The 13,464-nt window shown below is 60.8% G+C and carries 9 protein-coding genes and 1 tRNA gene; 2 read left to right on the top strand and 8 right to left on the bottom strand.

Features of this window, described 5'->3' with window-relative positions; all coding sequences use genetic code 11:
* Positions 1-295 precede the first annotated feature (295 nt).
* The 6 genes from WCA85_RS13640 to fdnG all read right to left on the bottom strand — a co-directional run bounded on the left by WCA85_RS13640 (position 296) and on the right by fdnG (position 8,305).
* A tRNA-Sec gene (locus WCA85_RS13640) sits at positions 296-388 on the bottom strand.
* Positions 389-421: 33 nt separating this feature from the next.
* On the bottom strand, positions 422-2,344 hold the full coding sequence (gene selB / locus WCA85_RS13645; protein ID WP_424064649.1) for a selenocysteine-specific translation elongation factor: 1,923 nt from the start codon (positions 2,342-2,344) through the stop codon (positions 422-424).
* Positions 2,345-2,497: 153 nt separating this feature from the next.
* The gene (fdhE, locus tag WCA85_RS13650; protein ID WP_424064651.1) at positions 2,498-3,433 is read right to left on the bottom strand and encodes a formate dehydrogenase accessory protein FdhE; all 936 of its coding nucleotides are present in this window, start codon (positions 3,431-3,433) and stop codon (positions 2,498-2,500) included.
* 243 nt (positions 3,434-3,676) lie between these two features.
* Complete coding sequence (locus WCA85_RS13655) at positions 3,677-4,303, bottom strand: formate dehydrogenase subunit gamma (RefSeq protein ID WP_424064653.1); 627 nt, start codon at positions 4,301-4,303, stop codon at positions 3,677-3,679.
* The gene (gene fdxH / locus WCA85_RS13660; RefSeq protein ID WP_424064655.1) at positions 4,290-5,225 is read right to left on the bottom strand and encodes a formate dehydrogenase subunit beta; all 936 of its coding nucleotides are present in this window, start codon (positions 5,223-5,225) and stop codon (positions 4,290-4,292) included. The genes WCA85_RS13655 and fdxH overlap by 14 nt, the downstream gene beginning before the upstream one ends.
* 8 nt (positions 5,226-5,233) lie before the next feature.
* Positions 5,234-8,305: a formate dehydrogenase-N subunit alpha gene (gene fdnG, locus WCA85_RS13665; RefSeq protein WP_424064656.1), complete on the bottom strand. Its 3,072-nt coding sequence runs from the start codon at positions 8,303-8,305 to the stop codon at positions 5,234-5,236.
* A 274-nt stretch (positions 8,306-8,579) separates the two neighbouring features.
* Here fdnG and WCA85_RS13670 point away from each other — a divergent pair, with 274 nt between their 5' ends.
* Together WCA85_RS13670 and WCA85_RS13675 are read left to right on the top strand one after the other, a co-directional pair.
* Positions 8,580-9,959, top strand: a complete 1,380-nt coding sequence (locus WCA85_RS13670) for a YhjD/YihY/BrkB family envelope integrity protein (protein WP_424064658.1) — start codon at positions 8,580-8,582, stop codon at positions 9,957-9,959.
* 401 nt (positions 9,960-10,360) lie between these two features.
* Positions 10,361-11,533: a porin gene (locus WCA85_RS13675; RefSeq protein ID WP_424064660.1), complete on the top strand. Its 1,173-nt coding sequence runs from the start codon at positions 10,361-10,363 to the stop codon at positions 11,531-11,533.
* A 146-nt stretch (positions 11,534-11,679) separates the two neighbouring features.
* Here the strand turns inward: WCA85_RS13675 and WCA85_RS13680 are convergent, their stop codons facing one another.
* Positions 11,680-12,558, bottom strand: a complete 879-nt coding sequence (locus WCA85_RS13680) for a peptidase (RefSeq protein WP_424064662.1) — start codon at positions 12,556-12,558, stop codon at positions 11,680-11,682.
* Between the two features lie 104 nt (positions 12,559-12,662).
* A complete protein-coding gene (locus WCA85_RS13685) occupies positions 12,663-13,460 on the bottom strand; it encodes a transglutaminase family protein (RefSeq protein ID WP_424064664.1) in 798 nt (265 codons plus the stop codon).
* Between the last annotated feature and the right edge of the window lie 4 nt (positions 13,461-13,464).

The raw sequence follows: 13,464 nt of genomic DNA on the forward strand, positions 1-13,464 counted from the left end.
ACCTCGGATGGCAGTGGGACATGCTCCACCATTTGCCCCTTGCCATGAACGACGAGCTCCCCCGAACGCCAGTGGATGTCGCCCAGCTCAAGCGCCACGACCATCCAGCCGACTCCGCCGCTGGCTCAGCAGGAAGTCGCATTCGGACTCAGGAAGAAAGGTGGCCCCAGCAGAAAGGAGAGGTGTAACAACATGTAAATTGCGAGGAGTTTTATTAAACCAATTAACTTCCAGACGGAAGATTTATGGTTACCTCTACACAATCCGACTCGCACAAACCCCTATGAACACAGGGCGGAAGGCAGCCGGAGTCGAACCGACCAGGGAGTGTCTGACACCCCCTACTGGGTTTGAAGCCCAGCCACATCACCGGATGCGAATGCCTTCCTACGCGGGACACAGCAATACAACAAAGCCGACCTCACAGCACATCGAGCAAACGGCTATCGGCACGTACAAAGCGCCTTTCGCGCTGGAAGCGAGTATAGCCAACGCGATCGAAGAACTCCAAAATCTGGATGGCGCGTTTGCGGCCGAGGCCGCTTGCATCGCGAAACGCCGATGCCCCTAGCGCACCGCCCTGCTCCTGTGTCAATGATGCAACGAGGCGCGCCAGATCGCGCACCGCATCGGGATGATAGAAGAGGTCCCGCACAACCTGATACACATCGCCTTGACGCGCAAGCTTGCGCAAGAGATGCCGCACCTGGTCTTCAGGTGTTTGCGTGGCGTTTGCCAGATCGCGTACCCACGGCGGGTCAAAGCGGCCTTGCGCAATCAACGGCAGCAGCTGCTCGGCGAGTGCCTCTTCGCTCGCATTGAGCAATACCGTATGCTCCGGCAGATGCAGCCACGGACCACTGCGCTTCACCACGCCTTCGGTCACCAGCGAATCAGTTAGCGCACGCCAAAGCACCTCTTCGACGAGCGGCGCCGCCATCCGGCGCAATCGTGCGATGTCCGGCCCTTGCTCATCTGGCATGCGTGCGTGAAAACTCTCCAAGGCATTCAGGACCTGTTCGTGCAGGTGCTGCCAATGATCCCGTAGCACAATCAACGCATCGTCCGCAGTCCTACCGTGCAACGGGATCGTCAGCACCGACTCCGGCAAGCTCAGCTGCGCAGCAGGCAGCCCCGTTAGATGCATCAGTGTCGAGCGCGGCATGCCGCGCGGCGCCTGTTCGAGCAACGGCTCAATCGAGTGCTCGTCGAGCCACCTGCGCAGCGCGTCGAGCCACGCACGCCGTTCAGGAGTACGGCGCTTGCGGGCCGGTCCGAAAGGATCGAGCACGCGGCCACCGCCTACCGTGCGAGTGGCCTGCGCGTTGCGGACAATGAAGCGATCCCCAGGCAACGCGCAAACCGGTGCATCGAACACCAGTTGCACACGCGCCGACTCGCCAGCAGTGAGCGTATCGCCATCCAGCAACGCCACATGGACCACGCGATGCATCGTGCCGAGATGCACATGCAGCGGCGTCCAATGATGCAAGGTCAGACCGGCATCGGCCAGCAACGTCAGTTCGACATCGAGCCGCTCTGAAGGCTCGGCAAGCCGAGCATCGACGATCCAGTCGCCGCGCGCAATCTCATCCTTGTCGATGCCAGCGAGATTCAGCGCGCAGCGCTGCCCCGCGTGTCCCGTTTCGGCGACGCGGTTTTGCGCATGGATGCTGCGCACGCGCACCGGCATCGCAGCGGGCGCAAGCATCAGCGTCTCGGCGGTCGTCACCCGGCCAGCGAATACGGTGCCGGTCACTATCGTGCCTTGTCCAGCGAGCGTAAACACGCGATCAATGGCGAGGCGAAACAGCCCGTCGTCGCGGCGCGTATGCCAGTTCATCGCTGCGTCGCGCAGATAAGCGTTCAGTTGCGCGACACCGGGATCACCCGGTTGAGTTGCGTTGGTTTCAAAGAGGGGCACGTTTGCCAGCGGCGTCGATGCAAGCCATGTGCTGATTTCGTCGCGCACCTGAACGAGCCTCGCCGCATCGACGCGATCGGCCTTGGTGAGCGCCACCGCGCCATGCGTCACGCCGAGCAGTTGCAAAATGGCCAGATGTTCGCGCGTTTGCGGCATGATGCCGTCGTCGGCGGCGATCACCAGCAACGCGAAGTCGATGCCGCAGGCTCCGGCGGCCATCGTATGCACGAGCTTTTCGTGCCCAGGGACATCGATCAGGCCAAGCACATCGCCGTTTGCAAGTGGCGTATAGGCGTAACCGAGTTCGATCGAAATGCCACGTGCCTTCTCTTCCTTGAGCCGGTCGGTATCGACGCCAGTCAGCGCACGCACCAGGGTGGTCTTGCCATGATCGATATGACCGGCAGTGCCGACGATCATGCCCGCCTCTCCCATCCGGCAAGCGACTCTATAACCGCCGCCGGCACGCGCAACAGCCCACGCAAATCGTTGTTTGATACGTCGGTCACACCACCTGTCTCCTGTTGACCGCACTTAGCGCTTTGGCGCGATTCCATGCATGATAGTTGCTGCTTACCCATCCGAAGGCACTTCCGGCCACAGGAGTGGGTTGGCGCTACTGCGTTGATAGCCTGCTTCGTTCATCAACAGGTCGAGCGTGAGGCTCGCGAGATCATCGGCGAGCGGTTCGAACTCGTAGTCCTTCTCCTGATAGCCAATCTTGCGATACGTATGGCATTCATCGCACGACTCGGCCTTGAGTGCTTCGCTGCCTCCGTCGATGCCGTGATACGCGATGCCTTTAGTCGAATCGCAATTCGAGCATTTGACGCGGACCATATGCCATTCCGTGGTGCACAGACCGCACTGCAGGAAGCGATACCCCTGATACTGGCCGCCGACGCGCACGATACTGGCAACTGGCAGGCTACCGCAAACGGGGCAGACGCCAGGCGTGTCGAGATACGGAATATCGCGTGGATCGAGCCTGCTTGCCAGATCGGTCCACACCACCTGCAGCGCCGCCATGATAAACGGCGCAGTGGCGGGACTGATCTCGTTGTAGCGCTGGGCGAGCACCGCATCCGCCTGCGCGTCGAGTTCGGTGGGCGTGTTCAGGCGCAACTTGTCGAGCACCTTGCCGAGCGCGGGCGTGACGGCGCCGCCGGCTTCGATCTTGTCCAGCAGGCGGTAGAGGATGTCACGCCAGGCGGGGTCACGGTCGGCTGAGAGGGACGACAGGAGCGGCATGGAGTGTTGTTGAGCCTGGGCGAGGGCGTCGTTCGATGGTTGCCTGGACTCAAAGGTGGCTTGCAGGTGATGCTGCGCATCGGCTACGGAGGCCATTAGCCTGATGTATCCGCCGATTGGGTTTGAGTCGGCGAGTTTGCGCATTCTCGCTGCGCGCTCGGCGAATGTTGTGGCCCGTTCGGGCAGGCGGATGCGAGGGATCGCTGAGTGGTCCAGTGATTCGATCTCTGACGCGGGTAGGAGTTTGCTTTGGACCATGGTTTGTTTGGGGCTTTTTTACTGCGTAGGCGGTTTCGGATCTTCCTGCTGTCTTGTTGCTGTCTTGCTGTTTGCTTGCCGGTTGCCTGCTGTTTGCTTGCTTTGGGTCGCTTGCCCGTTTAGGGTGTTAGTTCGGGTTCTTTTGGCCAAGAAAATCAGCGCAACCAGCAGCCCATCACAAAACAGAAACAAAAGCACGATAAGGACCCCAAACCAAAGCCACCTGCAAGGTAAAAACCCAAATCACTTAACACTCTCCCGAAACCACTTAGGATGATGCTTTCTGGCCCATCCAAAAGTAACGGTCCCCCGCACCATAGCCCCAACGGACCCCTTGATCCAGATAGCCGCATAAATATGCACAACAATCCCAACAATAAGAACAAACGCAGCGGCAGCATGCACAACAGCCGCCAACCGGATCATCTCAATCGGAAAGTAAAAGGAAAAATACCGCCGCCAGATCACCACCCCGCTACAAAGCAAAAGCAGCAAACACATCACCATCGTAAAGAATAGCAGCTTCTGCCCAGCGTTATACCGCCCGATCTCCGGCAAGTTCTCCTCGCGATTAGCGAGCACATCATCAATCTGCCGCAGCCACTGCACATCATCGCGATCCAGATAGTTGTGATGCCAGAACCGCACCGCAAGAATGAAAAACGACACGAACATCACCACACCCACAAATGGATGCAAGATGCGCGTCCACTGTCCGCCGCCAAACAGCGCTGTCATCCAGAACATCGACGGATGAAACAGCGCCAGTCCCGACAACGCCAGCAGCACAAACGTAATCGCCGTGATCCAGTGGTTCGTGCGCTCGTTCGCCGTATATCGCACGATCAGGTTCGGGTCATCTTGCTTCATCTCGATGCTCCTCGCGTTCGCTCCGGATGCGCTGCGCCTCTTCCTGCGCGGCCAGTTCGTCGTCTTCCGTCACCTCGTTCGGGCCGATCCGCGTGTAATGGAAGAAGCCCGATAGCGCCGCCAGCGCAATGCCCGCCACGGCTAGCGGCTTTGCAATCCCTTTCCACAACCGCACCATCGGACTGATGCGCGGATTGTCCGGCAAGCCGTGATACAGCGACGGCTGATCCGCATGGTGCAACACGTACATCACGTGCGTGCCGCCCACGCCGGGCGGATCGTACAGCCCCGCATGCTCGAAGCCGCGCTCCTTCAGATCCACAATGCGCTCTGCCGCGTGCTGCTTCATGTCCTCTTTGGTGCCGAACACAATCGCGCCGGTCGGGCAGGTCTTCACGCAGGCAGGCTCCTGCCCCACCGCCACACGGTCCGAACACAGCGTGCATTTGTAAACCCGATGGTCCTTCTTCGAAAGACGCGGGATGTTAAATGGGCAACCTGTCACGCAGTAACCGCACCCAATGCAGTTCTCCTCATGAAAATCGACGATGCCGTTCGTGTACTGCACGATCGCACCCGGCGAAGGACACGCCTTCAGGCAACCCGGATCCTCACAGTGCATGCAGCCATCCTTGCGGATCAGCCATTCCAGGTTGCCGTTCGGATTCTCGTACTCGGAAAAACGCATCACCGTCCAGGAATGCTCGGTGAGATCCATCGGGTTATCGTAGACGCCGTGGTTGATCCCGACCTCGTCGCGCAGATCGTTCCACTCCATGCAGGCCGTCTGACACGCCTTGCAACCAATGCACTTGCTGACGTCGATCAGCTTCGCGACGGTGCCAGTTACCGGCTCCCGTACTCCTGGGGGCGGCGTAGTGGTGGCCGACAGGCGCTTGATATCTAACGATTGCAATGCCATTGAGCCCCCTATGCCTTTTCGACCTTCACCAAGAACGACTTGAATTCCGGTGTCTGCGTATTGCCATCGCCCACCACAGGCGTCAGCGTATTGCTTAGATAACCCGGTTTCGTCTGCCCCTTGAAACCCCAATGCAGCGGAACCCCGACCGTCTGCACCTTCTTGCCGTCAATCATCAACGGCTTGATGCGCTTGGTCACTACCGCCACCGCGTACAGATAGCCGCGGTTGGACGACACCTTCACGCGGTCACCCGCTACCACGCCTACCTCTTTGGCCAGATCCTCACCAATCTCGACAAACTGCTGCGGCTGAATGATCGAATTCAGCCGCGCATGCTTGGTCCAGAAGTGGAAGTGCTCGGTCAGCCGGTACGTCGTTGCCGTATGCGGGAACTCCGGCGCCTTGCCGAACGCGGCACGGTCGTCAGGGAACACGCGCGCAGCCGGATTGCTGGTTGCCAGCGGGTTGTTGGGATGCAACGGGTTATAGCCAAGCGGATTCTCGAACGGCTCGTAGTGCTCAGGGAACGGCCCTTCGTTCATCTGATCGCGGGCGAAGAAACGCGCCACGCCCTCCGGGTTCATGATGAACGGCCCCATGCCGGCTTGTGGCGGCTCGTCGATCTTGTAGTCGGGAACGTCGGCTCCGGTCCAGGCCGAACCGTTCCACGCGATCAGCTCGCGGGTCGGATCGAATGGCTTGCCACTCAAGTCGCACGAGGCCCGGTTGTACAGAATGCGCCGGTTGGCGGGCCATGCCCACGCCCAGTTCAACGTCTGACCAATGCCGGTGGGGTCGGAATTGTCGCGCCGTCCCATCTGGTTGCCGTCCTCGGTCCATGCGCCGCAGAAAATCCAGCAGCCGCTCGCAGTCGAGCCGTCGTCTTTCAACTGCGCAAAACCGGATAGTTGCTCACCCTTCTTCACCAGCACCTTGGCGGGGTCTTTCGCGTCCGTCTGATCCGCGAGAGCACGGCCGCTGTACTCCATGGCGAGCTCTTCAGGCGTCGGACTTTCCGGATTCGCATAGGGCCAGTCCAGCTTGACGATCGGGTCTGGGTACTTGCCGCCCTGCGTCTCGTAGGCCTTGCGCATACGCAAGAACAGACCCGACATGATCTCCAGGTCGCTCTTTGCTTCATCCGGGCCCTGCGCACCCTGCCAGTGCCACTGCAGTACCCGGCTCGAACTGACCAGCGAGCCACGTTCCTCGGCAAAACAGGTGGTCGGCAAGCGAAACACTTCAGTCTGGATTTTCGACGCGTCGACGTCGTTGTAGTCGCCGTGATTTTTCCAGAACTCCGCGGTTTCGATGGCAAGCGGGTCCATCACCACGAGCCACTTCAGCTTGCTGAGCGCCGAGCTGGTCTTCGCCTTGTTTGGCGAGGACGCGAGCACGTTAAAGCCCTGCGCGATGTACCCGGTCATCTTGCCCTGGTCCATTAGCTCGATGGCCTGCAGCAAGTCGTAAGGCTTATCAAGCTTGGGCAGATAGTCGTAGCCCCAGTTGTTGTCGGCCGTCGCCGCATCGCCCCACCATGACTTCATGAAACTCACGAAGAATGCGCCGTAGTTCTTCCAGTAACTAAGCTGGTTCGCGCGCAGTTGCTGGGTGGCGCGCGTCTTGATGTAGCCCGCGTAGTCCTGCTCGTCCTCCGAGGGCAGCGTCATGTAGCCCGGTAGCAGGTTCGACATCAGCCCAAGGTCAGTCAGCCCCTGGATGTTCGAGTGCCCGCGCAGCGCGTTCACACCGCCGCCCGCGATACCGATGTTGCCCAGCAGCAGTTGCACCATCGCGCCGGTGCGAATGATCTGCGCGCCGATCGAGTGGTGCGTCCAGCCGAGCGCATAGAGGATCGTCCCGGCGCGACCAGGTACCGCCGTCGAGGCGAGCATTTCGCACACCTTCAGGAAGTTCGCCTGCTGCGTACCGCAGGTTTTCTCGACCATCTCCGGCGTGTAGCGCGAGTAATGCTGCTTCAGCAGGTTGTACACGCAGCGCGGATTCTGAAGCGTTGGATCGACCTTCACGAAGCCGTCGTCGCCGAGTTCGTAGTCCCACGAGGCTTTGTCCGGATACTCGTGCTTGTTGGCGTCGTAGCCGGAGTAAATGCCGTCCTTGAAGGCAAAATCCTGACGTACGATGAACGGAAAGTCCGTGTAGTTCTTCACGTACTCGTGCTGGATCTTGTCGTGCGTCAACAGGTAGTTGATCACCCCGCCGAGGAATACGATGTCCGTGCCGGTACGGATCGGCGTGTAAAAGTCCGCCACCGATGCCGTACGCGTAAATCGCGGATCGACCACGATCAGGCGCGCCTTGCGGTTCGCCTTCGCCTCCGCGACCCATTTGAAACCGCACGGGTGTGCCTCGGCAGCATTGCCGCCCATCACGAGGATCACGTCCGCATTCTTGATGTCGACCCAATGGTTCGTCATCGCACCACGGCCATACGTCGGGGCAAGACCTGCCACCGTCGGGCCGTGTCAGACACGCGCCTGGTTGTCGAATGCGAGCATCCCCATACTGCGCACAGCCTTGTGCGTCAGATAACCGACCTCGTTGCTACCCGCCGATGCAGCAAGCATACCGGTGGTCAGCCAACGATTGACCTTCTTGCCGTCCGCGGTGGTTTCGACGAAGTTGGCGTCGCGATCTTCCTTCATCAGCTTCGCGATGCGGTCAAGCGCGTCGTCCCACGAGATCCGCTGCCACTGCTCCGTGCCCGCCGCGCGATACTCGGGATACTTCAGGCGGCTTGGACTGTGAATGAAGTCGATCAGGCTCGCGCCTTTCGGGCACAGGGTGCCGCGATTGACCGGATGATCCGGGTCGCCTTCAATGTGGATGATGCTGGCTGTGGCGTTCTTTGCTCCGTCGCCCAGACCGTACATGAGAATCCCGCAACCCACCGAGCAGTACGGGCAGGTGTTGCGTGTTTCAGTAGTGCGCGTCAGTTTGTATTGTCGGACTTCGGCAAGTGCGGAGTCCGGCGCGAAGCCCATCAGTGCAAGGCTCGAACCGGCCAGCGTGGATGCCGTTACCTTCAGGAACTGACGCCGGGACATTTGCAGCATGTTCGCCCTCAGCTCGTCGTGGGGTGTGCTCAAAAGTATAAGACCCTTTCGAGCATCGCGTTATTGAGGCTTACCTTGAAGGCTCGCCTCGAACGCTTGCCTTGGCTTGCATCGAACCCGCTCCATTTGATTGGCAATCACCTGGCCGGCTTGCCTGGCCGGCTTGCCTTGCTATAGTGACAGGCATACGGCTTGCGGCAGCCCCGTCGTATCGGGCCCTGCCGCAACGGCACACGCGCACCCCGATGGCGCCGCGACTCTGTCAAGAGACATCATGGACATCGACACGCTATCCACGGACAAACTGCAAACCGCGGCGCGCCAGCAAGCCTCATGGGCGGTCGGGGCTTTCAGGCAGTTTGGCGACGACCGCTGCGCGGCGATGGCCGCGAGCATCGCGTTTTACGCGGCGTTCTCGCTCGCCCCGACGCTCGTCATGGTGATCGCGGTAGCAGGCTGGTTCTTCGGCGCCCAAGCGGCGCGCGGCGAGCTGTTCTCGCATATTCACGGCATGCTCGGTGACGACGCTGCCGCAGGCGTTCAAACGATCGTTGAAAACGCACGTCACAGTGGCAGCGCCGGAGGCATCGCGGCCATCATTTCATTCGCCCTCCTTGCGATCGGCGCCTCCGCCACCTTCTCTTCGCTGAACAGCGCGCTCAATATTGTCTGGCCATTGACCGGTCCGCGTTCATCGAGCGTGATCGCCCTCGTACGGGTACGGCTGATCTCGTTCGGACTCGTGCTCGGCGTAGCGTTCCTGCTGATCGTCTCGCTCGTACTCGACACTGCCATCACGTTCGTTGGTCAGTGGATATGGGGCGACTCCCCGTACGTGGTGATCGGCAACCTGCTACAACTCGGAGTCGGCCTGCTCGTGTTGGCGTTCGCCTTCGCCGCCTTGCTCAAGTTTCTGCCGGACGCAGTCGTGCGATGGCGTGATGCGCTGGTTGGCGGCGCCGTCGCTGCGGTGCTGTTCTCGGCGGGCAAGAAGCTCTTCGCGCTTTACCTCGCCCATGCGGGCATGGCCAACTCGTTTGGCGCGGCAGGTTCGCTTGCGGTGCTGCTGATGTGGCTGTACTTCTCGGCCGTGGTGTTATTGCTGGGCGCGGAATTCTCGGCCGCCCGCGGTCGGCTGCACGATCCGCGCGGCGCATGGGGGCAACTGGAAGAAGCGCCACCGGGCAGCCGGGCGAAGATGGCGTCGGTGCTGGCGGCTTCAACGATGCACGGACAGGCGGCCAGCAACCTCGTGCATCCGGTGAAGGATTTAACGACCACCGATGCGCCGTCACCGGGAGCAGGCTCGACGGCGTTGAGCGCTATGGCATCGCCGGCAGGCGCCCAGCAACCACGCGCGGCCTTCGCCACGCAACGCGGCGAACGGCCGACACGCACCTTGGGTGTCGGCGTCGACACAGCGGCGAAGCTTGGCCGCAAGGTCATCCAGGCCGAGGGACAGGCCACTCGCGCAGCCGCCAGCACCTTGATCGTGGCAGGCCGCAAGGCCGTCGCAGCCGACCGCTACGTCAAGCGGCATGCGTGGGGTTCCGTGCTCGTGGCCGCCGGCACGGCTCTGCTGGTGACCGCTGTTGCAGGCCGCCTGCGCAGCAAGGACGCCCCCGACGTCCAACCGCTCGCCGACGAAAGTTGAACGCGCGCTTGCGTGGCCTCACCAGTAAAAAAGGATAAGAAAGGGGCGTTCACATTCAGGTGAATCTGTCTAGCACGCAGGTCAACTCTTTGTGGCCGCCGCTTTTAAATGGGCGCTGCGGGAAAGGCCCACAAGGTAGACAACAACCTTACAATATACCTCCAAAGCAGACCCTGAATTATGGTCCTGCACCACATGACTATAAACAAAACAACAATATTGAGCTTTTCGGCATTCAATGTTGCCAAAAGAGCAACTATGCCTAATGAGCTTGATACATAAGACTTTTCGGCCGGTGTTACTTTTAGGAGACACTCAATTTTTTTCAGTTCTTACCTACAGACAGCCTGCGTTATTCTCCATTTCGCAACAACGAATCTAATCATCGCGTGGAGAAATGGATGAAAAAAATCGCTCTGACCAGCCTCTCGCTGGCACTTCTGGGTGCTGCGGGCGCAGCTCATGCTCAAAGCAGCGTCACCCTGTACGGCGTGATCGACGACTCGATCATGTACGTGCATAACGACGGCGGCAAAAACCTTTGGCAGATGCAGCAAGGTAACCTGTCCGGTAGCCGCTGGGGCATGAAGGGCACGGAAGACCTGGGCGGCGGCCTTAAGGCGATCTTCCAGTTGGAAGGCGGCTTTGATCCGAATAGCGGCAAGGCAGGTCAAGGTGGCCTCCTGTTCGGTCGTCAGGCGTTCGCCGGTTTGAGCGCAGACCAATACGGTACGGTCACGCTGGGTCGTCAATACGACCCGGTGGTCGACATGGTCCAGGGTCTGACGGGCGACAACTACAGCGAATTCTTCACGACTCCGGGCGACGTTGACAACAACGACAACAGCTCGCGTACGAACAGCGCGGTCAAGTATGTGTCGCCGGTCTGGGGCGGATTCCAGTTCGAAGGCATGTACGCACTGGGCGGCGTGGCAGGCTCGACCGGTTCGGGTCAAACGTGGTCGGGAGCAGCAACGTACGGCACCGGCCCGTTCAACATCGCTGCGGGCTACATCCGCATGGACAACGCGTCGACGCCTGCAGGCCGCGGCCAAACCGCAACGGCAGCACCGGGCTGGGCCACAGGTGCGACGTCGGGCGGCACGTTCGACTCCGTCATCAACAATGCGTACGCATCGGCGAAATCGATCGGCATCGCTTCGGTTGCTGGTCAGTACGTGACGGGCCCGTTCACGGCCAACATCCGTTACAGCAATGCGCAATACAAGCCTGACGCCTACTCGGGCTTCGGTTCGACTGAGCGCTTCAACGTAGCCGCCGGCTTCCTCGGCTATAACGTTACGCCGGCAGCACAGCTGGGTCTGGGTTATACCTACACGCACGGCGCTGGCGACACGTCGGCGACGTACAACCAGGTTTCGTTGGGCGCGGACTACAACCTGTCCAAGCGTACGGACGTGTATCTGATGGGTGTATATCAGCACGCGAACGGCACGCAGCGCACCAGCGCGACGACGACGCAAACTGCAGTGGCCAGCGCGGCCGACTACGGTTTCTCGTCTGACTCGAGCTCGCAGGAAATCGCTGCCCTCGGTATCCGTCACAAGTTCTAATCGACTTGACGGACAGCTGAAGCAGGACGCTGTCGAAAGCCAGCCACAGGCGTTAAGCCGGTGGCTGGCTTTTTTTATGGCTCGAAGGAAGGAAAGAATTCTGCGGACGGTGGTTGCTGCCGGCGCGCCTCTGGCAGCCAGGCGTCCTAGCGCTGCGTCTTGCTCTTCTCAGCTTGCGCGAGCGTCTGCGCAGGTTGCGCGGTAACAGGCTCATCTGCGGCCACTGGCGCACGATGCAGCACCAGTTCGCGCTCACGGCGCTGTAACGGCACGTTGGGCGACGCCTCCCAGTCCGGATCGGGAATCTCGGAGAACACCTGCCGCAGGCGCTCGCCCCAGGTCCGGTGAATCATCTCGAAGTACGCGTTGTCATGATCGATCGAGACGAAACGCGTCACCTTCAGCGAATCCTTTTCGTAGACCAGCAGATCGAGCGGCAAGCCCACCGAAAGGTTCGAGCGCAGCGTCGAATCCATGGAGATCAGCGCGCACTTGGCGGCTTCATCGAGCGGCGTGGCGGGCGTCAGCACGCGGTCGATGATCGGCTTGCCGTATTTCGACTCGCCGATCTGAAAATACGGGTTCACGCTCGACGATTCGATGAAATTGCCCGCCGAGTAGATCATGAACAGATGCGGACGGCCGTTGTTAGCCTTGCCCTTGGCGGCAATCTGGCCGCCCAGAATGAAACTGCAATTGAAGTCGACGCCGAATTCCTGCAAGGCCTCGGCTTCGCGCTGGTGCACGTCGCGCACGGCCTTGCCGATCACGCGCGCCGCGTCTGCCATGGTAGGAGCGGTCCAAAGCGTGGGACGCTCCGGGTCGGTCGGCTCGCTCAACTCCTGCAATACCGCCTGCGTGAGCGACAGATTGCCTGCGCCAAGCAGCGCCAGCATGCGTTCGCCAGGTAGCTCGAACACAGTCATTTTGCGCGCGGTGCTGATGTGATCAACGCCCGCGTTGGTGCGCGTATCGGACAGAAACACGAGTCCCTCGTCCACGCACATCGCCACACAGTAAGTCATAAAGAATATCCGGAATACCTGCAAACGCCGCTATTGTAATGCGGCGCCGCCGTGGACCTGTGGGATGCGTGTGAATTGAGTGACGCGCGGCACAAGTGGCACGTCTACTGTGGCAGCTGCGCACTGACCTTCACTGTTACGTTCAACTTCTCCTCCAGCCCGCCGATGCGCCGGCCACGCACCGGCGCCGCCGCTTCGTAATCGCGCGCCGCGGCCAGCCGGCAATAGATTTCGCTGGCGAAAGCCGCATGCGTGACGTCCACGGAGACCCAGCCGGAGTCGAGCCAGACGTCGACCCATGCGTGACTCGCGCCATGCGGCACGTCGCCGGGTTCGATATAGCCGCTTACGTAGCGCGCCGGGATACCGCGCGCGCGACAGCACGCCAGCATCAGATGCGCGTGGTCCTGGCAGACCCCATTGCCGAGCTCGAGCGCCTGGGCGGCTGTGCTGGTGACCTCGGTGATACCGGGCCGGTATTTGACCCGCTGCACGATCTCCTCTGAGAGCTTGATAAGGCCCGCTGGGGTGGCGAGCGACTCCACCGACCTGGACAGATCACGCACGGCCCCATCGGCCTCGGTCAGGCGCGTGGCGCAGGTGTAATGCTCGAGCGGCACCAGGCCGATCGCGTCGCGCAACTGCCCGTCGACCAGCGGAATCGTGTCGACCTCGCCTGCCACATGAAGGCGGATCTCGTCGTGCGGCTTGTTGAGCACGAGCGTATGCAGCACGTTGCCGTAGGCATCGAAGGTGGCGTCGAGCTTGCCAGGGGCGTCGATGGTCCAGCGCCGCACCACTTGCGCGGCGCCACTTGCCGGCGTCAAACGCAGTTGCTGGATCGAATAATGGACCGTCGCTTCGTAGCGATAGGAAGTGTCGTGGCGGATGGTCAGGTACATAAGG

The organism is Paraburkholderia sp., from assembly GCF_049581445.1.
Lineage (GTDB): Bacteria > Pseudomonadota > Gammaproteobacteria > Burkholderiales > Burkholderiaceae > Paraburkholderia.